Source organism: Shewanella sp. 4_MG-2023 (assembly GCF_030548015.1).
Classification (GTDB): domain Bacteria; phylum Pseudomonadota; class Gammaproteobacteria; order Enterobacterales; family Shewanellaceae; genus Shewanella.
Map to the genome: position 1 here is coordinate 47928 of NZ_JAUORL010000001.1, position 23309 is coordinate 71236.

At 40.7% G+C, this 23309-nt stretch carries 17 protein-coding genes; 6 read left to right on the top strand and 11 right to left on the bottom strand.

Annotated elements, in window-relative coordinates:
• Positions 1-220 precede the first annotated feature (220 nt).
• Positions 221-1117: a LysR substrate-binding domain-containing protein gene (locus Q4546_RS00240; protein ID WP_198589366.1), complete on the top strand. Its 897-nt coding sequence runs from the start codon at positions 221-223 to the stop codon at positions 1115-1117.
• A gap of 299 nt (positions 1118-1416) precedes the next feature.
• Here the strand turns inward: Q4546_RS00240 and Q4546_RS00245 are convergent, their stop codons facing one another.
• Entirely contained in the window at positions 1417-1791 is a 375-nt protein-coding gene (locus Q4546_RS00245; protein WP_102520808.1) for a hypothetical protein, read from the bottom strand.
• A 409-nt stretch (positions 1792-2200) separates the two neighbouring features.
• Between Q4546_RS00245 and Q4546_RS00250 the strand changes: the two genes are divergently transcribed.
• The 3 genes from Q4546_RS00250 (at position 2201) to Q4546_RS00260 (ending at position 6845) form a co-directional block, all read left to right on the top strand.
• The gene (locus Q4546_RS00250) at positions 2201-3922 is read left to right on the top strand and encodes a bifunctional protein-serine/threonine kinase/phosphatase (RefSeq protein WP_102439037.1); all 1722 of its coding nucleotides are present in this window, start codon (positions 2201-2203) and stop codon (positions 3920-3922) included.
• A gap of 50 nt (positions 3923-3972) precedes the next feature.
• The gene (gene cynS / locus Q4546_RS00255) at positions 3973-4413 is read left to right on the top strand and encodes a cyanase (RefSeq protein WP_102439039.1); all 441 of its coding nucleotides are present in this window, start codon (positions 3973-3975) and stop codon (positions 4411-4413) included.
• Positions 4414-4919: 506 nt separating this feature from the next.
• Positions 4920-6845 carry a bifunctional diguanylate cyclase/phosphodiesterase gene (locus Q4546_RS00260; RefSeq protein ID WP_241901124.1) on the top strand — a complete coding sequence of 642 codons (1926 nt, stop codon included), beginning with the start codon at positions 4920-4922 and terminating at the stop codon, positions 6843-6845.
• A gap of 307 nt (positions 6846-7152) precedes the next feature.
• Here the strand turns inward: Q4546_RS00260 and Q4546_RS00265 are convergent, their stop codons facing one another.
• From Q4546_RS00265 to Q4546_RS00275, 3 genes are all read right to left on the bottom strand, one after another.
• The gene (locus Q4546_RS00265; protein ID WP_102439041.1) at positions 7153-8619 is read right to left on the bottom strand and encodes a carbon starvation protein A; all 1467 of its coding nucleotides are present in this window, start codon (positions 8617-8619) and stop codon (positions 7153-7155) included.
• 530 nt (positions 8620-9149) lie between these two features.
• On the bottom strand, positions 9150-9686 hold the full coding sequence (locus Q4546_RS00270) for an NUDIX hydrolase (RefSeq protein ID WP_303445464.1): 537 nt from the start codon (positions 9684-9686) through the stop codon (positions 9150-9152).
• 80 nt (positions 9687-9766) lie between these two features.
• Entirely contained in the window at positions 9767-10087 is a 321-nt protein-coding gene (locus tag Q4546_RS00275) for a hypothetical protein (RefSeq protein ID WP_303445465.1), read from the bottom strand.
• Positions 10088-10374: 287 nt separating this feature from the next.
• On the opposite strand from Q4546_RS00275, the gene Q4546_RS00280 reads away from it, so the two are divergent.
• Both Q4546_RS00280 and yghU read left to right on the top strand, forming a co-directional pair.
• A complete protein-coding gene (locus Q4546_RS00280) occupies positions 10375-12447 on the top strand; it encodes a M13 family metallopeptidase (RefSeq protein WP_303445466.1) in 2073 nt (690 codons plus the stop codon).
• A gap of 278 nt (positions 12448-12725) precedes the next feature.
• Positions 12726-13583 carry a glutathione-dependent disulfide-bond oxidoreductase gene (gene yghU, locus Q4546_RS00285; RefSeq protein WP_102477068.1) on the top strand — a complete coding sequence of 286 codons (858 nt, stop codon included), beginning with the start codon at positions 12726-12728 and terminating at the stop codon, positions 13581-13583.
• Between the two features lie 191 nt (positions 13584-13774).
• On the opposite strand, the gene pdxY is transcribed toward yghU, so the two are convergent.
• The 7 genes from pdxY to Q4546_RS00320 form a co-directional block, all read right to left on the bottom strand.
• Complete coding sequence (pdxY, locus tag Q4546_RS00290; protein WP_102439051.1) at positions 13775-14629, bottom strand: pyridoxal kinase PdxY; 855 nt, start codon at positions 14627-14629, stop codon at positions 13775-13777.
• A 117-nt stretch (positions 14630-14746) separates the two neighbouring features.
• Positions 14747-15892: a BamA/TamA family outer membrane protein gene (locus Q4546_RS00295; RefSeq protein WP_102439053.1), complete on the bottom strand. Its 1146-nt coding sequence runs from the start codon at positions 15890-15892 to the stop codon at positions 14747-14749.
• Between the two features lie 219 nt (positions 15893-16111).
• Positions 16112-17722 carry a bifunctional aspartate transaminase/aspartate 4-decarboxylase gene (locus Q4546_RS00300; protein ID WP_303445467.1) on the bottom strand — a complete coding sequence of 537 codons (1611 nt, stop codon included), beginning with the start codon at positions 17720-17722 and terminating at the stop codon, positions 16112-16114.
• 90 nt (positions 17723-17812) lie between these two features.
• Positions 17813-19516: an aspartate-alanine antiporter gene (gene aspT, locus Q4546_RS00305; protein WP_102439057.1), complete on the bottom strand. Its 1704-nt coding sequence runs from the start codon at positions 19514-19516 to the stop codon at positions 17813-17815.
• 759 nt (positions 19517-20275) lie between these two features.
• Positions 20276-21166 (bottom strand): UTP--glucose-1-phosphate uridylyltransferase GalU, encoded by an 891-nt coding sequence (gene galU, locus Q4546_RS00310; protein WP_102439059.1) that lies wholly within the window; start codon positions 21164-21166, stop codon positions 20276-20278.
• A 47-nt stretch (positions 21167-21213) separates the two neighbouring features.
• Entirely contained in the window at positions 21214-22581 is a 1368-nt protein-coding gene (locus Q4546_RS00315) for an O-antigen ligase (RefSeq protein ID WP_102439061.1), read from the bottom strand.
• Positions 22581-23300, bottom strand: coding sequence for a hypothetical protein (locus Q4546_RS00320; RefSeq protein ID WP_102439063.1), 720 nt, complete (start codon positions 23298-23300; stop codon positions 22581-22583). Before Q4546_RS00320 ends, Q4546_RS00315 begins: the two co-directional genes overlap by 1 nt.
• Positions 23301-23309: the final 9 nt, after the last annotated feature.

Genomic DNA, 23309 nt, shown 5'->3' on the forward strand with positions numbered 1-23309 from the left:
TCAAAGAGATTGCAATAAAAGAGTTTCAACTTTTTAGCTTGAGTTGATATTACTCTTGCTAATTGTTCAGATATATCCAATTATTTAAAACATGCGTTAAGTTTAATTGAACGTATAATTAGGCCATCAACAAAACAACTGACAATAAAAGCAAACTGGCGTTAAACCTAAGTCAGCGCTAATGATAACCATGAAAAGCGGGGATGATAACACCATGGCGATACTGATATCTTTGCGGCAGCTCAATGTATTTAACGCTATTACTCAGCACAACACCTTAACTGCAGCAGCTGAAAAACTATACTTATCAAAAGCGGCGGTAAGCATGGCGCTAGCAGAGCTTGAAAAACACTTAGGACAGCCACTATTTGATCGCGTAAATAATCGACTTATCCTTAATCAAGAAGGTCAAAAACTGCTGCCTTTGGCCGATGAATTACTGGATCGCGCCCAGCAAATCAATACCCTCTTTGATGATGAGCACGCCAATAGCGGTAAACTCAGGCTTGGTAGTAGTGACACCATAGGCAACCATGTTAGCCCTTATTTACTGAGCCAGTTTCGCCAGCAACAGCAACACTTCAGCCAAAGTTTATTCATTTCAAACTCCGCTACTATTTGCCAAAAACTGCTTGATTTTGAACTAGATGTCGCCTTAATTGAACGAGATAATTACCACCCTGATCTCCTCTCTGTGCCCTTCAGTGCCGATAACATGTGTGTTATTAGTGCTTCTGAGCACCCTCTAGCTAAGCTTGAAAAGGTAACTATTAACGATTTAGACAATCATGATTGGGTGTTAAGAGAGCCAGGTTCCGGATCGCGAGAATGCTTTATCAATACGCTGGCACCACAACTTAAACACTGGCAACTGGCCTTTGAGCTTAATACCACAGAGGCGTTAATTAGCAGTGTCTCAGCAGGGCTGGGCTTAGGTTGCTTATCCACCTTAGCCGCGCAATATGCTATAGAAAGTGGTCGAGTTAGTTTACTCAAACAACCAATTGAAATGCCGCGCAGCTTTTGGCTGCTGGTACATAAAGACAAATACCAAAGCCCACTACTCAAACGCTTTATGACGTTTTGTTTGCAATGGCAATCAAGTGTTCAGCTTTGATATCAATAAGGTATTGCAGCGGCAGTAATGCCGCCCATTTGTTTCTGATTGCTAGTACATAAAGACAAATACCAAAATCCACTACTCAAACGCTTTATGAGGTTTTGTTTGCAATGGCAATCAAGTGTTCAGCTTTGATATCAATAAGATATTGCAGCGGCAGTAATGCCGCCCATTTGTTTCTGATTGCTAGTACATAAAGACAAATACCAAATCCCACTACTCAAATGCTTTATGAGGTTTTGTTTGCAATGGCAAACGAAAAACTAAATAACTTGTTCATCGAGTCGAGCTGAAAATCACTTCGTAGTAGGTGCCGCTACCGTTATACGCTCTTGGTTAGATAAGCGAATTTGAATGCCATCCACAGTGGTAATACGCTGCGCTTCAATGTCTTTTTTGCGCACATAATAAGTTGCCGACATCGCTTCAACAGGCGATGAAATGGTCACTTGCACAATTTTATTATCGTCATACCATGACCAGCCCCAAAAGGCTGCAGTTACTAGCATCGAAACAGCGATCATCGGATAAATAATCAACTTTGAAAATAGCGGTGAAGAATCACTGCCCATTGACACTAAAGCCGGCTTTTTCTTTGTGCCACGACCGCTGCGTATGTACAGCACACAAGCGACGATCACTAACAAGGTTACCAGTATTTTTGTAAGCACAGCGTGTTCCACAGTTAATTAGCTTAAGTATAATTATACTGATTTTAAAGATATAAACCGTTATATAAAACACAGCCCGTTAAATTAACTATTGCTAATGGATAATGTTTTAACCCCAAAGCCAATAAGCCAGTCACAGCCGCTATTTCGATCTATTTAAGTGCGTTAATTATTCGCACTGCACCATTACGTAACAAAGCAAACGACCAACTGAGCGCCATCACAGACTTTCATTGGTTTAACTTAGTTACCGCTAGGCAATAGTAATGCTGCAACGCTATAACTTGTTAGCCTTTTGACTGAGTTAACATTGCGCACTGGCCACGTTTTGGAATGTTAGTTGCACTTAAAAGCAAGTATTTATGATTGGCGCTGATGAGCCATTACTTTTAGCTTAATAAGAAAATATATGACTCGAAAGCTCACCGTTTCAATAGGCCAATATTCCAACAAAGGCATTAAGGAAATCAATCAAGATTTTCATGGCGCCACGATCCCAAAGCAACCACTATTGACCTCTAAGGGCATTGCTATTGCCATTGCTGATGGGATCAGTAGTAGTGATGTGAGCCAAATTGCCAGTGAAGCTAGCGTAAGGGGCTTTTTAGATGACTATAGTTGCACGCCAGAATCTTGGTCGGTTAAAAAGTCCGCCGCTCAGGTGCTAACCGCCACAAACTCTTGGCTCTATTCCCAATCCCAAAAAAGTGAACATCGATTTGATAACGATCGTGGTTATGTATGTACTTTAAGCGCGATGGTCTTCAAATCGACCACTGCCCATATATTTCATATTGGTGATAGCCGCATTTATCGGTTGCGGGATAATGAAATAACTCAGCTTACTGAAGATCACCGCCTGTGGATAAACGCTCATAAAAGCTACCTTAACCGCGGCCTAGGTATCAGCCCCTTCTTAGAAATCGATTATGATGCTAAGGCACTAGAACTCGGTGATACTTTTATCTTAACAACCGATGGCATTTATGAATTTATTTCCGAAGACGAAATTAACTCATTAATAAAATTACATCATCAAGCCTTAGATATTGCCGCCCAAGTCATTGCAGAGGTTGCACTGGCCAATGGCAGCCAAGACAATTTAACCATTCAAATTATCCGCATTGATGACTTGCCGCTGCAAAGCGCTGATGAAGCTTTACAAAAACTCACCGAACAACCTTTTCCACCTATTCTTGATGCCAGAATGAATTTTGACGGCTATCAAATCCTCAGGGCTTTGCACCATAGCAGTCGCAGCCATGTGTACTTGGCCATGGATATCGACAACCTAGAAAAAGTTGTCATTAAAACACCATCAATAGATTTACAAGGTGATCCTGCTTATCTTGAACGATTTTTAATGGAAGAGTGGATTGCCAGAAGGCTAAATAATGCCCATATCCTTAAGCCTTGTCCGCCCACTAAACAGCGTAATTATCTCTATGTAGCCATGGAATACATCGAAGGCATTACCCTGAGCCAGTGGATGTTAGATAATCCACAACCCGCTATTGAAACCGTGCGTGATATTGTCGAGCAAATAGCTAAAGGCTTGCGGGCTTTTCATCGGCAAGAAATGATCCATCAAGATTTACGCCCTGAAAACATCATGATTGACATTAATGGCATGGTAAAAATCATAGATTTTGGCGCCACCAAAGTAGCTGGTCTTGCTGAAATATCATCCCCAATCGTACATGCCGATATTCTCGGCACAGTGCAGTATACCGCCCCCGAATACTTTGTAGGTGAAGTTATCACCCATATGGCTGATAACTTTTCACTGGCGGTGATCACCTATCAAATGCTCAGCGGCAAATTACCCTTCGACGGTAAGATGTCCCAAGCAAGGACCAAAGCGGCGCAAAACCGCTTGGTATATCAATCAGTACTGGATGATGAGCGCGACATCCCGGCCTGGATTGATGATGCGTTAAAAAAAGCGCTCCATCCTAATCCTTATAAACGCTACAGTGAATTATCAGAATACTTATACGACTTGCGTCATCCCACTCAAGCTTTTTTAAATAAAACCCGTGCCCCACTTATCGAGCGCGAGCCTGTTAAGTTCTGGCAAGGGATTTGTGCAATCTTAAGTCTCATCATCTTGCTATTAATATTTCGCTGATGTGCTAATTAACTTTACCTTAACTATGTCACTTAAACTGGAGCTGCACTATGGAAATCAACACCCTAAGTAAAACGATTTTAGCTGCCAAAAAAGCACAAAAACTCACCTTCAATGATATAGGTCAGATGGTGGGCCGAGATGAGGTCTGGGTGGCGGCATTATGCTACGGCCAAGCCTGTGCATCTGAAGCTGAAGCAATTCAAATTGCACAAGCCTTAGGTATCGAAGCAGAGCAAATGATGCCACTAACCAACTCCCAACTTAAAGGCTTAGGCCCGACAGTGCCTACCGATCCATTGGTGTATCGCTTTTACGAGATCATGCAGGTGTATGGTATGCCGATGAAAGCTGTGATCCATGAAAAATTTGGTGACGGGATAATGAGCGCAATCGATTTTAGTTTAAACATTGATAAAATTGAAGATCCCAAAGGCGATCGCGTATTAGTGACCATGAATGGTAAATTTTTACCTTATAAGAAATGGTAACTGGCAATTACAACTGAGCTAGACAAGGTGTAACTACCTAGACCATGCCTCGCCGATTAATAAATCCTATCGCCATTAATGGGCGGTGGGATTTTTGTAACAGTGACGCGATAAAGTTAACCGAAGCAGTGCTATTACCTTAATACTTTTGTGCCATCTATGTTGGGCAAATAACTGACGGGTCAAAGCCAATTGGCTATAGTGCCGAATATAATGCTAATTCATATTATTACTTCACCTTATTGCACTGTAAAAAAAGCCAATTTAAAGCCAGTTACAAATCTGGTTAAAACGCTTCCCTCGTCCACAGAAAAAGCTTTGTTACATTCGTAACACATTATATTTATTGCACTTTTTAACAATTCGATAACCCAAAAAATCTTGTATCCCCGTATTAATGAGCTTATAATTCAGCCGCTACATCATTGAAACAAAATTGCTAACTACCGTAAACAAAATGCGAACATCATACGATTTTCAATCGGCACACTTTACTAAGACTCTTTATGACTAAAATTTCAAAGTTCGTATTCATGTTAATTAGCTTTTTGATGATGATGAACGTATTACTGGTGTTAAGTTTTAGCCAGGGTATCGATGCTATTCATACTGAAAATTTTCACCACAACGTAATTAAGATTGCACCTGCCAATGTCATAGATACTAATTCCAATTGGGAAAAGTGGCTGTTTTTAGAAAATGATATCGTGAAATCTGGGCAGCATTACTTTGCGGTACTGGCTCGGGATGACAATGAACTCACCGTAGTCAAGGTCACAGACGTGTTTGGCGCTATGATGATGTTCAGTAATGTGCCATTACTACTCATGTTTCTATTTGCCTGCTTTATCCCTTTTTATATCAAAGCCAGTTCTGATAAGAAGAACAGTGCATCACTTGAATTTATCAGTAATGAAACCGATAAATTGTTAGCGACCTTCAAAATAAAGCAGCCAAACAATCACACTAACAATACTCTGTCACACATTAGCGTGGCATTAAATGAGTTAAATAGGCATGTAAAACAACAAAATATTGATACCCAGTTAACTATATTTCAAGACAAGCTCACCGGTCTTGTCGATCGCCATGCCTACCTTGAACACTTAGAAAAACAGTTACAACGCGCCCAAAAAGATGGCACCAAACAAGCCTTACTATTCATAGACTTAGATGGATTTAAACAGGTTAATGACTCCTTTGGCCACAGCTTTGGCGATGAAGTGCTCATTCAAGTTGCCAATCGATTATCCACAGTGATCAGAAACCATGACCTTAGCTATATCGGCTCTGGGGTAAATTTAGAGCTAAATCTATCCCGCTTAGGCGGTGATGAATTCTCTATTTTTATTGATCACATTGACGATGACAACCGTGCAGTGGAAGTCGCTAAAAACGTGCTACAAGAAGTTGAACGAGATTTCGTACTTGGTAATAAAATCATAAAAATTGGTGCTAGCATTGGCATTGCTAGCTACCCTGACAGCGCATCAAACCCCAATACACTATTACAAATGGCCGATGTGGCCATGTACCGCGCCAAAGCCGATGGTCGCGGTATTTTTCGTGTCTATTCGCCAGAAATGGGTAATAAAATTCGCCGCTATCACTACCTACTCGAAGAAATGCGTTTAGCCATTGCCAGCCAAAATTTCAGCTTATCATTTCAACCGATTGTCAGCGTTGATGACTGCAGTATCGATTACTTCGAATGCTTAGTCCGTTGGAATCACCCTATTGAAGGCCCAATCACCCCAACTGAATTTATCCCAATCGCAGAAGACTCAAACTTGATCATTGAACTGGGTAACTGGATTTTATTTGAAGCCTGTCGCCAAATGTCAGCTTGGCACAATGCCGGCATGAATAAAGTCCGAATTTCAGTGAATATCTCAGGGGTGCAATTAAAGCATGTGCCGTTATACGACTGGATTATGGACACCTTAGCGAAAACAGGCTTACCAGCTAGAGCATTATTATTGGAAATAACAGAATCATGTTTAATCCATGCATCTGACACTATTATTAATGATTTACAAAAACTACGCCGCCAAGGGGTATTAATTGCCATCGATGATTTTGGCACTGGCTTTAGCTCCCTTTCAACATTGGCTAATTTACCCGTTGATGTGATCAAAATTGATAAGCTGTTTATTGACCAAGCTACTATTAACCCTAAATACGAAAAGATTTTAGATTCGATTAGTAACTTGGGGAAAACCCTTGATTTAAAAGTGGTTGCTGAAGGCGTTGAAGTGGCCTCTCAATTTGAATTAATCAAAAAACTGGGCATTCATTGTGTGCAAGGTTACCTCATCAGTCGACCTGAAACCTCATTCAATGTTGGTTCTAAAGTGATTAAAAACAACCTCAACCATATTGCATTAACGGGCACAGGTGTGTGTAATCCGATTATCAATAAAGATGAATAAACCTAACCGCAGCTAGCCTTAATAAAGGGCATGATAGCAGCATCTACCTTGCCCTTCATTTTTTGGGATACGTCAAATTGACCACACTCAGTGAATAGAATGGCTAATCGCTATTACTGATCATCAACTGACTTCTAAGCTGGCTTTTTAACTTGCTGTACGACCCAATTTAGGCATAAAAAAACCGATGCATACATCGGTTTTTGGGGCTTAAATAACATCTTTTATGTGATTGCTTAACTGCGATCACCTAATTGTTATCATCTATCGTTTAAATCATTGCAGAATTAGCCGATATCAGAGCCTATTAAGCGTGCGCGACTTTACGTTTACTGTGGGCAATAATCAGCCCTACTAAACATATAATCCCAACAGCGATACCCACTGGCTGGCTTAACTCTTGTGGTAAACCAAGGCCAACACCCGCAGTCATAATATAAGAGACTGTGATAGAAGTACCGACGATTGCAGGTAAACTCACAATCCAATGGAAAGTACCACGGTTAAATAAGTACTTAGTTGCCAACCACAGTACACTGGTTGAAAGTAACATGTTGGAGAAGGCAAAATAGCGCCAGATTAATGAGAAATCAATCTTAGTCATAAAGTATGCAATCACCAGAATTGGAATGGCTAATAGCAAACGGTTACGCATACTTTGCGGGATTTTAAACGCATCAATGATGGTCAAACGTAATGAACGGAACGCGGTATCCCCTGAGGTTATCGGGAAAATTGCTACAGCAATAATCGCCATAATACCACCAGCAACGCCAAGATAAGTGCTCGCAACTTGGTTCACTACAAGGCCAGGCCCACCCGCATCAAGAATACTCTTAAGCTCAACATATCCACCAGGGAAAGCCGCAATACCTGCTGTTGCCCATACGCAAGCAACAATACCTTCAGACATCATTGCGCCATAATAAACTGGGCGAACATATTTTTCATTGGTTAAACAGCGAGCCATAATAGGGGCTTGAGTAGAATGGAAACCACTAATGGCACCACAAGTTATGGTGACAAATAATAACGGCCATACTGGTAAACCATCAGGATTTGGCTCCAGTAAATCATTGTTGTAATGGCTATGGTCAAAATAAGCAAAAATATCTGCAACCTCGGGCAATTGCGGCGCACTGATAAGCAGTGCCACTGCAATTGATACTGTCATCACAATCATGAGTAGACCAAATAATGGGTACAATTTAGTGATAATTTTATCAATGGGTAACAGTGTCGCTAAGAAGTAATAGCCTAAAATAACCAATACCCAAAAGGTATTGTTAGCCAAGATGGTACCTTCAAATAACTCTAAGTTACTTAACAGTCCCGCAGGACTCATAATGAACACCACACCAACGAAGAACAATAACATCGCAGTGAATACCAACATCACCCCTTTAAAGTACACATTAAAATAGTGACCGGCGATTTCAGGTAAGCTTTTACCGTCTTCTTTGATGCTCATAACTCCAGAGAAGTAATCATGCACCGCGCCGCCAATAATATTACCCAATACAATCCACACTAAGGCGATTGGACCGTATAATGCCCCCAGGATAGGACCAAAGATTGGCCCGACACCTGCAACGTTTAAAAATTGAATAAGGTACGCTCTAACGGGATGAACTTTGACGTAATCAACCCCATCGTCAAAACGTGTTTGAGGTGTTTTTGCATTTGGGTCAATGCCCGCTTGGCGCTCAACAAAAGGGCTGTAGAATTTATAAGCGAGGACTAACATCGCAATACAAATAAAGAAAATTAGCATTTTTTATTATCCATACTTGGTAGGGTATTTGGTTAGCATAGAGTGTCAGGTAGTTACTAACATTGGTCAAGCTATCCAGAGCTATACCAAGGTCGGGGTTGCGTTACTCAAATCATTAAACTGTAGATATATTACCAACCAAAAGAAACAATCATTCGCGTGACATCAAATCACCCCTATCAATAAAGCTTAAGCCACTAATAAAACGGTTATTTCAATAATTTAGTCAGTCTCTATGAAAACTGTATTTCAAAACTGTTGCTTAATTACTAATTAATAAACCTGCAAGCAAAAGCCATTTTTGTGATCGCCGTCCATACTTAGAAATTCAAAAGAACGTTCACATCTCAAAAAGTAGCAAGGTAGCTATTTATTAAAGAGCTTAGCAATTAAGCACTAAGCAGTTATAACCATACTCGCCGCAATGACAACGCCCCTACGTTATTTGCTGGGCGTTAAAGGAATATGTTGAGTAACCATTATTAGCTCAACACTAACTCTACGACCCCAAGTATCCTCTTAGCTCAAAGCTAGCTATTGATAAGCTCAGCTTTAATTAGCTTAAGTAAAAAGGTTTCACGTTCAATGGATAAACCTTTTTTAGCGCTATTGGCAATGGTATTAAGGTTGTGCTGAATCGCTTCATCAATATCAATCCATACAGGCTGCATGCCGTTGCTAATTTCGTGGGCTTCAAATCGGGTCTCACCCAGCTCACTATCTATCTCACAGCTAAAACAGTAGCTCAGCATGTTTATCACTTTATAGCCATCACGCTCCCAAGGGCGATACTCTTCATAAACCCCAAATGCGGTAATATTGCTAATAGATTTCGCACCGGTTTCTTCTTGTAACTCGCGGATCAACCCTTGCTCAATATCTTCATGGGCATCAACACCGCCACCTGGCAAGCTGTAATCGTGATAACGCTCGGTATATAACATCAAAATATTATTACCTTTTAATACAATTGCTCTAGTAGCAATTCGCGTCAGCATATGTGGTTGATTAGCAGCAACAAACTCGATAGGTGTGTCAGAGTGATGACAGGTTTTTAAGTGGCGCATAATATTCAATATGATGAAAAAGCGCATGATACGTGGCAAATAACTTGATTTCAATCTAAGAGGTTAGCGGCAACTACTGATTAATCGTTAATCATCGACTCGCATTCAAAACCTTGCCTCATTGAATCAAAGCGGCATTTAGACCCACATTGCCAAGGGGCATTCTGATAAGTGACAGACATATCTTGGGAGTAAATTTTGCATGCAGCATAATCATTAAAACCATCTTGCATCAAATAACTGGCTGACTCATAACCATTTTTATAAACAAATGATGTCCAAGTTTCGGGGCTATGGCTTTGGTGAGCCTTGGTAATATAGATCACCGCTGAAACCGTTGCTAACAGCAAGCTTAAAATGATGATAATTGATTGTTTATTAGCAATTGGGTTGCTGGACATAATTAGCCTAAAAAGCTGAAACTGAATTGTATAAACTAGTTATACACAAACTACGCGCAGATTAATATGCGCCCGTTAACTGCGGTTAAAACTCACCGCCCAAACAAGCTTTAAAGCATGGTGTTACTACTTCTAGCCGAATAACTTAACGCCCAACAATGCTTTGCTCAAACTTGCTAACAATTACAAGGTTGACATTTCCCCTTGGCTTAACAATATTGTTAGCTAATTTTTATCTAAAAAACGCTCTATAAATACTTTAATTACCAACAAGGAAGAAGATAATAATGAAAAAGTCCTTAATCGCCCTCGCCCTCGCCTCCAGTTTTTTAAGCGCATGCGGTACATCTGATGTCAAAGTCACTAATGAAGCAGCAGAAGTCACTGCCCAAGCCAAAGGCGCAGCTGAGCTTGGTAGCTTTGGGGTTGATTTAAGCGCCCGCAATGAAGCAGTTAAACCCGGTGATGACTTCTTTATGTATGCCAGTGGTACTTGGTATGACAACTTTGACATGCCAGCAGATAAAACTCGTTATGGCGCATTTACAGCATTAGCTGAGCGCAGTGAAACCCAAGTTAAAGAAATCATTGATGATATCACCAGCCGCAATGACTTAAATGCTGAAGAGCAACTTATCGCTGATTTTTATAATGCTTACATGGACACTAACACCATTAATAAGCTGGGTGTCAGCCCAATTCAAGCAACCCTTGATAGCATCAACAACATTAACAACACCGACGACTTAACCAAAGTCTTCGGTCAAACTTGGTTAACCGATGCTGCATCGCCAATTTATGGTGGCATGTGGTTTAATCGCATCAATCCAGATCAATATGAAATGTCTATTGGCGCAGGTGGTCTAGGTTTACCCGACCGTTCTTATTATCTAGAAGACAGTGAAAGATTCATTAACATCCGCAAAGCCTATGTTGAGCACATTACAGCCATGCTGGCTTTCACTGGTATCAAAGATGGCAGCGCTCGCGCTGAAGCCATACTGGCATTAGAAACAAAAATTGCTGAAGGTCAATGGCCAAGAGAAAAGCGCCGTAACCGCGACCTGACCCTCAACCAAGTTAAACGTGCTGATTTAGCAGCGCAATACCCAGGCTTTAATTGGGATTTATTTATCGAACAAACGGGCTATCAAGTTCCACAATTAAATATCTCACAGCCTGAGCCAGTTAAAGCAATGATTGCCTTAATTAATCAGCAGCCACTTAATGTTTGGCAGGATTACCTTAAGTTCCACACCATCAGTAATAATGCAGAATTATTATCTGAAGACATCTACAACACCAGCTTTGCTTTTTACGGTAAAGAGTTAAGCGGGCAAGAAGAGCCTAAACCACGCTGGAAACGCGCAGTCGCTGAAATGTCGGGCACGCAATCATTAGGTTTTGCGATTGGTAAAGTGTATGTGGCACGTTATTTCCCTGAATCATCAAAACAGCAAATGGCGGAATTAGTTGAGAACTTACGTACTTCACTGGGTCAACGTATTGATGGCCTAGATTGGATGAGTGCTGAAACTAAAGTCAATGCACACGCTAAACTTGCCGCATTTAAACCAAAAATTGGTTACCCAGATGTATGGCAACAGTTTGATGGTTTATCACTGACAAGCAAAGATTTAGTGGCGAACATCCACAACCTACGTCAATATTTTCATGCTGACAGCGTCGCTAAAGAGCTACAAAAAACCGACCGTAACCGTTGGGGCATGACGCCACAATTTGTCAATGCATATTACAATAGTTCATTCAACGAGATTGTATTCCCAGCCGCAATTTTACAGCCACCATTCTTTGACCCTAACGCAGATGCCGCAGTGAACTACGGCGGCATTGGCGCCGTTATTGGCCACGAAATGGGCCATGGTTTTGATGACCAGGGCTCAAAATCGGACGCCAACGGTATTCAGCGTAATTGGTGGACCGACTCAGATAGAGCGGCATTTGATGCTAAAGCTGACCAGCTAGCAGCGCAATACAGTTTATATGAGCCAATCCCAGAAAACTTCGTTAATGGCCGTAATAGCCTTGGTGAAAATATCGGTGATGTTGGCGGCTTAGCCATGGCGTATAACGCTTATCAACTGAGTTTAAACGGCAAAGATGCGCCGATTATTGATGGCCTTACAGGCGATCAACGCTTCTTTTTAGCATGGGCGCAAGTGTGGAAAGAAAAACGTACTGAGCAAAGTATGTTAAGTCAGCTTCGTGCAGGTACTCACGCGCCAGGGCGTTACCGCGCATTAGCGCCACGTAACCATGATGCATGGTACAAAGCCTTTGATGTTAAACCTGGTGACAAGCTGTACCTACCAGAAGATCAACGTGTGCGTATTTGGTAGTTAAGCAATAATCAGAGCTAATCAAACTTGATTAAAAAACCAAAATGCCAGTTCAATTGACTGGCATTTTTTATCTTTAAGTTATGTAATGAACCCACTTTAAAGTAACAGTCAATCCATATGATATTCGCAGCTGAACAATAACCAATGGTTATGAGCTTTATCATTGTTAATTTCGTATTAGTCCCAATATCTGATTTATACCCGCGCATATAACAACGCACGCTTTTAAAACACATGCTTTTAAAACAGAATAGTGACACAGATAAGGAAACATCATGAGCAACGAATATGTACCACCAAAAGTCTGGACCATGAATCAAGAAAACGGTGGTCAATGGGCAAGTATTAACCGACCAGACTCAGGCGCTCGTCACCAAAAAGAATTAGCTATTGGCAGCAACCCAATTCAGCTGCATTCATTAGCCACACCAAATGGCCAGAAAGTCACCATCATGCTAGAAGAGCTACTAGCCAAAGGGGTAAAAGAGGCAGAATACGATGCTTACTTGATTAATATTGGCGAAGGTGAGCAGTTCTCATCAGGCTTTGTTGATATCAATCCAAACTCTAAAATTCCAGCATTATCCGATAACTCAGGTGCTAAAGCGGTGCGAGTATTTGAGTCTGGCGCGATTTTAGTTTATTTAGCAGATAAGTTCGGTCACTTCATACCAAAAGACTTTGCTCTGCGCACAGAAACGCTAAATTGGTTATTTTGGCTTCAAGGAGCAGCGCCTTATCTGGGGGGCGGCTTTGGTCACTTTTATGCATATGCCCCAGAAAAATTTGAATACCCGATTAATCGCTTCGCTATGGAAACCAAACGTCAACTTGATGTGCTTGATAAGCAATTAGCGAAACATGCCTTTATTGCCGGTGATGAATACACCATTGCCGATATGGCAATTTGGCCATGGTACGGCAGTTTGGTGCTGGGCCATCTTTATGATGCTGCAGAGTTTTTAGATGTCGCAAGCTATCCGAACTTAGTTCGTTGGGCCAATATTATTGCCCAGCGCCAAGCAGTAAAGCGTGGTCGTATCGTCAATCGCTCATGGGGCGAAGAATGGGAGCAACTGCCTAATCGCCACAGTGCAGCTGATATTGATGAGGTACTGAATAAACAGCCGTAAATTAAGCGTCTTAAAATTCTTAATTCAGATAATAGCTATGCCATTTAAACAAAAAACCACGCTTAATCTAATTAGCGTGGTTTTTATTTAGCTCTGATTTATTCAGTTAGGTCAAAGGCCTTATAACTAAACATTGCGATACTTATTTATTAAAGCCAAATCATTAAAGCTCAACCTATAAACCTAAACCACTAAACTTTAATCGCTTTAAAGTGCTCTGAAGGTGTGACCAGCTCTTGCTGGGCTGCAATAGTTTGTAGCTCCCACTGGCGCTGATGGGCGGTCTCTTTTAACACGCCATAACAAGCATCTGTTGCATGTTCAAATGCCTCAACAGCAGATAAGCCTTGCACTAAACTTGCGGTAAATAACGCTGAAATTAAATCACCAACACCAACTGGCTGTTTTACGAACTCAAGTTGTGGACGCTGACTGATATAACAACCCTCTTGGGTTGCCAGCATCATGGTGAATGTCTCATCAGCGATGCTGTGTAAATGCTTAACCAACACAATATCAGGCCCTAAAGACAATGCTTTTTGGCAAGCTGCTTTAGCTTGCTCAAGATTGGTAATATCCATTTGAGTGAACTGACTCAGCTCAAATTGATTAGGTACAATCACATCAGCCAGAGGCATAACTTGTTTAATTAATTGCTCAGTAATACCATCAGCCAAAATACAGCCCTTTTCAGGGTCACCCATTACAGGATCACACACATAAATAGCCTGCGGATTGATCTCTTTAACCGTTTGAATGGTTTGGATCACTGCTTGGCACTGCTCAGCACTACCTTGGTAACCTGATAGCACCGCCTGACAATCTGCAAGCTTACCTATGTTACCAATACCCGCCACCAGCTCATTAATATCATCGGCAGAAAAAGCCCGCCCAGTCCAGCCCTGTTGGTACTGAGTATGATTTGAAAACTGCACTGTATGAATAGGCCAAACTTCTAAACCCATACGCTGCATAGGAAATACTGCTGAACTATTTCCTGCATGCCCGTAAACAACATGCGACTGGATCGAAATGACACCTTTCATAACACTCTCTTTTATTTATGTTTTAAGAATAATTAACTATCTACATTTAAAGAATATCAGTTAACGACAACCAATATAAACAACATCTAATGTAAGTCATAGACTAAAATAACGATATTAAAATGCTTCCCCGACAGAAAGATAAAGCGCATCATTATTATTGGATGAGCGAGCATAATCTAAGCGTAAATTGATTCGCTCTGCTGGTTGTAGCATAAAGCGCACGCCAATACCGTATGAAGGAATGATATCATCAGATTTATCCGCATGATTCACATCATCCAATTTACCTGCGCCAATAAAACCCACTAATCCCCAGCGCTTATGAAAACGCCAACGGGCTTCAGCTTCTGTTTCAATGGCACCTAAGGCCATATATTCAGTGGATGAAAAACCACGTAACCCTAAACGACAAGCTGCCCATAGCGGCACGTTACCCTCTTTCAAACAGCCTTTTAATTTATAAGCCACGGTTATCGACTCATGCACAGGAAAATAACCATCAAACTCTAATGAATAAGATTCAAAGTTGGTATCACTGCCAATGGCATCATCAAAAAAAGTGCCGTTGAGCTTAAAGTAATAACCATCATAAGGGTTAGTAGGCACATCACGAGAATCATAAATAATCCCAGCACCAAGTCCTGCGGAGACAATTTCATTTCGTAAATCGAAATCGATGGAGCTAATGTTAACATTAAAGTCTTGTTCAAAATCAATGAATACCCCATTAACTCCGACAAACCAATTACCACTAATGCGTCGCTCCAATTCAAGCAGTGCACCGTAGCCAGAAATATCCCAATCAACGTCGATAGGTAAACCAAGCAACTCGGTTGACACTAACGGCAGCTTTAAATCGGCATAGGCGACCCCACCTTTTAAATGCCAGTTATTATTATCCCAATAACTGGCATGGCCAACTGCCGCGCCCCAACTGTCATTACTGGAATAAAACCCTGCGATACCGGTAACAGAAGGAGGTTGTACCGCTTTTTGCTCTGCGGTTTGTGGATAAAAGTAGCCCACTAATCCGCCTAAACCTGAATCAATGGTCGGATTTGAAAACGGAATGGGCGCTGCCACAAAATTGCCTTTATTCACGGTTAAAGGTGCTTGGTTTTCTTTTAAATTTGGCACTAATGAGCTTGGCTCATTGGCAACGCTATCTTCAGCATTATCATTAGCAACAGCAGCCATAGGCGTCAGCAGCATACACAGCAATGGGCCAATAACAATAGAATTCAACCTGATCGTTCCCATAGATACTCCCTTAATTCATTTGCTCTAGTATCACGCAGCTAATACACCATGTCGCAATCTTGCCCAATTAAGCTTTGTTGCTGTTTTAATACTTTGTATAACTGTGAAATATAGTACAAAATTTTTCAATCAAGCATAAAAAATGCCAATCAAAAGATTGGCATTTTCATTTCTCAATCATCAGTCAATATTTGACTGATTAACTGCGGTATTGATTAACTAGCTTGCTTGATACTCTGCAAAGTAGCCATCAAGTACGACTCTTGTCGCACGACCAATTAACTCATAATCGTAGTGAGTTAGGTTAGCTAGTGATACACGCACTGAAGCATGAACAACATCAAATCCTTTACCTGGTAATAAAATTACCCCTGTTTTGTACGCTAACACAAAGAGGAAGTCTTGACCTTTATTGTTATCTTTAAACCATTGTACAAACTCATCGCCATAAAGTTTACCACCTAAAGCATCTAACTCTAGTAGGGTGTAGTAATCAACACGGTCTTCGTTTTCTTCAATTTCAACACCCATGTTTTTATACAATGTGATGTAACGTTCACGAATAATACGTTTACAAGCTGCTTTGTAATTATCTTCCAAGTCCATTAAACAACTTAATGAAAATAATGCCATTTGCACCTGTTGTGGTAATGCTAAACCAGCTGTGTGGTTTAGGGCTACAGCACGACTGTCGGCAACGATACGGTCAATAAACTTAATGTCTCTTGGTTCAGGTGTCAGTGTTTTATAACGGTTATCTAACTGTAATTGATGCGCTTCTGGTAACGCACGCATTGCATCATCAAATACGTTTTCATAATGAATACCGATAGTACCTAAACGCCAGCCGGTTGCACCAAAGTATTTTGAGAATGAATACACACATAAGGTGTTGTATGGCAGTTTGGCAAATAGCGAAATAAAGTTGTCTGCAAATGTGCCATATACGTCATCAGTGATGATGAACAAATCTTTGCGCTGTGTGTTAACAAAGTCAGTTAAACGGTCTAACGTATCGTTTGAAAACTTAACCGATGCAGGATTGGCAGGGTTAACCACACACAATAGTTTGATACCGGTATCAGCTAATTTTTCAATTTCTGATTGTGGTAACTGCCATGTATTTTCGTCTAAGCGTAATTCAACAATTTCTAACTCATATTCAGCAAGCTCTGGAATCTCTAAATAAGGGGTAAAGATAGGCGTCACTAACGCCACTTTGTCGCCTTTTTTAAGTAAACCATTGTTGAACATTGTCGCAAAAGTATAAGTCATAGACGCAGTGCCACCTTCAGTAGCGAACAGGTCAAAGTCAGTTGTCATTGGCATTGGGCCATACATTTCTTCACCTATGTACTGCTTAACCACTTTTTCAATGTTGGTTAACATACGTGAAGGCACAGGGTAGTTACAGGCTAAAAACGCGTTTACAAATTCGTGTAAAAAAGCTTGCTTATCAATACCTAAACGGTCATTAGCATAGCTAATTGCTTTTTGTAAAAACTTAACGCCATCTCTGTTTAGGTTTTCTTTAGCAAAGGTATCAAAACGCTCTACCACGCCAACACCATCCGGAATACCACCAAAACCTTCGTTTAAGTATGAGTAGCTGCGCTCTGATTCTTCGATAGCAAAATCGCCTAAACGTAAGAATGCTTTACGAGGTAAGGTGGCCAAGAAGTTGGGGTTACCGCGGCCCGCATCCAATAAAATACGATCTGGAACGGTTTTAGCCATTTCAATCAATTTATCTTTTAATTCAAATGGGCTTAAGTTGGCAAATTTAGTGAAATCGATTGTTGGTACAGTTTGAGTATTTGATGTAGTCATAATATTTTACCTATTTATCAATTTAAAAGGGTGAATTTGGGGTGATAGTCGATAAGAGGAGACGTCACTCTCATCGACTATCTAGGGTAATTATTGGGTTGAAATAATGCCGACAATGATTGGACCCCAAAGGGTGAGTAATACATTGGCAATGGCGTAAGTGACCGTGAAAGCAAATACCGGTGTTGCATTACCTGCTTTTTCAAGTAGAGCTGCAAAGCCTGGATTAGCGCTGCGGCCACCTGCAACACAAGCTAGTGCTTCAATCGGGTTCTTAATCTTCAATACGTAGTAAGAGATAAAGAAAGAGATAATTTGTGGAATAATGGTTACCGCGACACCTAGGAACAATAAGGTTAAACCGTTTTCTTTAACCATATCGATTGCCTGAGGTCCTGCTTGTAAACCGACAACCCCAACAAATACCGCTAAACCAAAGTCACGTAAGAAGTTTGAAGCGCCCAGTGGCAGTGATCCCATATTTGGTTTACGACTACGTAACCAGCCCACAAATAAACCTGAAATCAAACAACCTGCACCTGAACCAATTGTCACTGGAATACCGGCTATTTCGAAGTTAATCAGACCAATTAATAAGCCACCTACCATACCTAAACCAAACAGTACGTAGTCAGTTGAAAATAATGAAACTAAACGCTTACCGATGCCTTTTTCGATACGGTTAATATCTTTTGCAGAGCCAGTGACTTGAATAATGTCATTTTTATGGACGATAAAATCGGCTGAAATATTTTGCGAGTTACCACCACGGATCACGTCGGTAACATACACACCACGTAAGGTATCCACGTTAGTTTCAGCTTTAATCTGTGCAAGTGTTTTACCAATTAATTGCTTGTCATTAGCAACAAGTTGACGATTTTCTTCAATTAATACGGTGCCACGTGGTAATGCCACTTCATGCTTGGCTGACTCTATGTGTCCAGCGATAGCTTGGCGAAGACCGGTTACCACTAAGATGTCACCCGCTTTTATCACCACTGATTTATCAACTTCAATGTTTTGACCATCACGTGAAATCATTTCGATAGCGGTATCAAGCAGATCACCGTTTACAGTTTGAATATCTTGACCAATTAATCGACTGTCTGTAGGAATTTTATAAGCACGTGACACAAGATCTGTCATCGCATTAAATTCACCTGGCGCCAGCTCAGGCTTACCGTCAGACATTTTTTCAGCTAGCTTTAGTGCTTCTTCGCGGATATCCCATTTCATAAAGGTCGGAATTAACCATGACACCATTAAAATTGGGCCTAACGAACCAAAGATGTATGTTACGGCGTAACCCACAGCCACATTGGTTTGCATCAAGCTTTTAGCTTCTTCGGTCATGCCACCTAATTGAGATATCGCATCACCAGCAGTACCAATAATGGCTGATTGCGTTAAGCCACCGGCAGCAAGACCTGCTGCAGTACCACTGTCTAAGCTAAATAACTTAGCTGCCACTAATACCGTAATTAAACCGGTTACCGTCATCACGACAGCGGAAAGTAAAATGTTGATAGTTTTGAAGTTAAGCGCACCAAAGAATTGAGGCCCACCTTGATAACCTACCGCATAAATAAATAATGCGAAGAAGATGGTTTTGACACCTGGGTCTATTTGCACACCAAATTGGCCAATTAATACTCCCATCAACAAGGTACCTGCAATACCACCAAGAACAAAACGTCCTATGGTAATTTTGCCGATCAGATAACCAAGTGCCAGAGTAATAAACAACGCAATATAGGGCGAAATAGCAAAAAGATTTTGGATGATATTCATAATCATTGCTGCCTTACAGGTTAAGTTTACATATTAAGAATTAGGTGGAGCGAACTGACTGGCATATTTGCTAGAATTAACACTGCTGAATCCAGATTGAACCTTTCAATCCTACCGTTTGACCAGTGATACCTTGTGTCTTTCGCTTCCTTGGAAAACATCATAGGGATAAACATACAATCCAATTAATACATTTTGATGGATCTAACCCTTCGTAAAAGGCAAAATAAAGTCAAACCATCAAATACCAATAAAAACCCCTTGATAACTATAACCTTAAGCCATACTCACTTAGGGGTAGTTGATTTCTAAGATTGCTAGACTTATTAAAATAAATTAAAAAGCTAAAAAATAGACGAATTAGATAGGAAATGGCGAACTATGCCTTCGCGTTCAGAATTGAGCGCCAAGTAAAGTTAGCTTAACTCACCGACTAAATGATTATGAAGTATCAGCAAGCTTAGCGGTTTAGCGGTTTAGCGGTTTAGCGGTTTAGCGGAGGACTATCCAACAATATAATGGCTTTGATTGGGCTCTTTACCCATACCTCGACCACACAACATAAAACTCTGTTTTATATATTATTAACATAAATTTTAGGTACAAAAAAACCTAACCTCAAACACCATTTTAGCGTTATTGCCGCAACAGTATCGAAGATTAGGTTTTAGTTTGTCAGCCTTTTCAAGCAAAGACGCTAGGGCTGGCTCGGTAGCACCGCATATAACAGTATATAAATCACAATTTCATTAACTTACATTAGTCGTATTCGGTTAATAACAGTTTAATTTCACGACTAAAATCGCCGCCATATTTAGCATCTCGCAAACCGTATTCAACAAACGCTTTCATATAACCAAGCTTATCGCCACAGTCATGGGATTTACCCGTCATATTAAAAGCTTCCACCGCATCTGATTTAATCAGCATATCAATAGCATCAGTTAATTGAATTTCATCCCCTGCGCCCGGCGGCGTTTGGGCTAGTAAATCCCAAATTTTTTCGGACAACACGTAACGACCAACCACGGCTAAGTTTGACGGCGCTTGACCCACTGCAGGCTTTTCAACCATTTTATACACTTTGACTGACTCTCCAGCCATCACGGTTTCACCAGCGCAATCTGCAATGCCGTACTTATTCACTTGCTCATCAGGTACAGGGGCCACCATAATTTGACTGGCTTGGGACTCCTGATAACGCACCAGCATAGAAGCTAAGTTTTCAGTTCGCTGATCCGCTGAGTAGGCATCTAAAATGACATCGGGCAACACCACTGCAAATGGATTATTTCCAATACAGGGTTTTGCACATAATATCGCATGGCCTAAGCCCTTAGCCTCACCCTGACGCACATGCATAATGGTGACATTTTTAGGGCAAATAGACTGCACTTCATGTAATAACTGACGTTTAACCCGTTTTTCTAAGGTTGACTCTAACTCGTAAGATTTATCAAAGTGGTTTTCAATTGCATTTTTACTGGCATGAGTCACCAATACAATTTCTTTAATTCCCGCACTGACACATTCATCAACAATATATTGAATTAAGGGTTTATCAACAATGGGTAACATTTCTTTAGGTATGGCTTTGGTAGCTGGCAACATACGCGTGCCTAAACCTGCAACGGGAATGACAACTTTCATAAAATATCCTTATTTAACTAGCGCTAAATTGTATAGTAAAAGTAAAACTAAAATGATTTTCGAGCCTTTCGCTGAGGCTCAGAAGGTAAATAACGAACCGACCAACACAGGGTTATTATGGTTAAAAACAGTAACGTATTGGCTGGTGCTTGTAGATGGAAATCAACCGAGATATGCAAGAGCATATATACGATAGCCATAGCACAACCAAATGCGATACCCTTATAAAGCTTGTTATTGCGTAGATACATTGTTCGACAAGCAAGCCAAAACGAATACAACACCCAAGCGCCTAATATCACCGTCATAACAACACCATACTCAATTACAAATTGCACATATTCATTATGGGCATGATCATAAAAACCAGAGTAAAACTGGGGTTGGTATTGCGGAAAAACCGTATAAAAGCTGCCTCCTCCTGTACCTGTAAAAAGATTATCTTGAATGATAGGTAAGCTATCAATAACCACATTATCGCGGGTTTCTGAAGCAAAGCTGGTCTCAGCTAAGCGCTGCTTAACTTTTTCAATCCCAAAAATCGAACCAACAATAATCAAATCTAAAATAAAAATACTGATAACTAAGGGTTTAAACAATGTCGGCGGGCGGCGGTAAATAAATAATGCAATAACCGACATCAGGCCTAAAGCAGCAAAAAAGCCCGCATTGCCCATCCGCGAACGGCTCATTATTAGTCCTATAACCATCAACACGATTGCTAAACGTAAAATTAATTTTCGACTTAATAGTGTTGATATCATCCCGATAAGCATGGCGCGCTTATCTTGATCGTGCTTAGTGGTTTTAAGCTCTGATAACAGCCAACCAAACGCAATGCTTAAACATAAGGCTAAATAATTAGCAAAATGATTTTGATACACAAAGGATCCACGGGCCTTTTCGCCATCACTAAAACCTAAAATGGGCGAGGCATCTAACTGCAGTAGATTCAGAATCACCCCATAAAAAGCCTGCAAACACCCTGATAAGATAATTGCTATAAACAGCCACCTTAAGGTTTTAGAATGCTGACAATATTGGCTTAATAAGAAAATAAAAATTGAATAACACAGAGTCTTAAGGAGTTGTTGTTGAGTCTGGTAAGGGTCGACACTATCAATACCTGGAAGCCAATTAAGATACTGTAAAAATAAATATATCAATAACAGCCCTGGGGGGAGCAATAATTGCTTTTGCCACTGGTAGCGAAAAAATGCACTATCATGCTTCAGGCAATAGCCAAGATGTACTATCCCCAGTGATATTGTTGTAAATTCAAGGATCGCCAACGCCCAAATACGATTACTGCCTAAAGGGATTGGCATCCAAATAATCACCACACACAGAGCCAATATCATAAAATGATCAAAGCGTCCGCTGAAAACCTTCGTTGGTTTGGCAAGAGTATCCATTAACGACACAGTTCCTTTTCAACCCAGTTTTTATCTTTGGGAGTAAACTCTGGGGTGATAAATTTAAAGTAGGTACATACTATTGGCGTCATGTCATATTGCGTGGCTAAGCGCTTCAAATCAGTGCGCACGTCCCAGCTAGCCATAGCTGAAATCCGCGCCGTTTCAAAAACGTTTTTCTTTTGTACTAGGGTTAACTGAGGCCAATATGCAAAACCGATGGCTAGAATTTGATGCAATACTTCAGGGGTATAAGGACCGTACAGTACAGCCTTATCTAATAAAGGCCATACTTGTGACACATCATGCTGAATGAAGGCTAAATTATATGCGTAATCACTATAAGCATTAGGCCATGTCGGCCTTTGGGAAATGGCATTGGTATATAACTGGTTAAATAGTGCGTTATTGGCAGCGGCAAAATTTGCATATACGCCCCACTCCATGACTTTTGCCAAGGTCAATAAATAGTGAGGGTTTTTACTATCAAGGTTATAAGCATTATCAGCGGCCAATAATGCCGCTGAGTATTGAAGCTGGGTAGGAGGGTTATTTTTCTGCCAATGATCAATATAGAATCGGGATTTAAAATGATACGCACTGGCCATGCCTTTTTGCACAATAACCGGCAATATCGCCGCTAGCAAAAGGAGTAAAAATACATATATCAGCCTTTGCCTTGACCAAGTGAAGTTTTTTATCATTTTAAACTTCAACATTTTATGTCA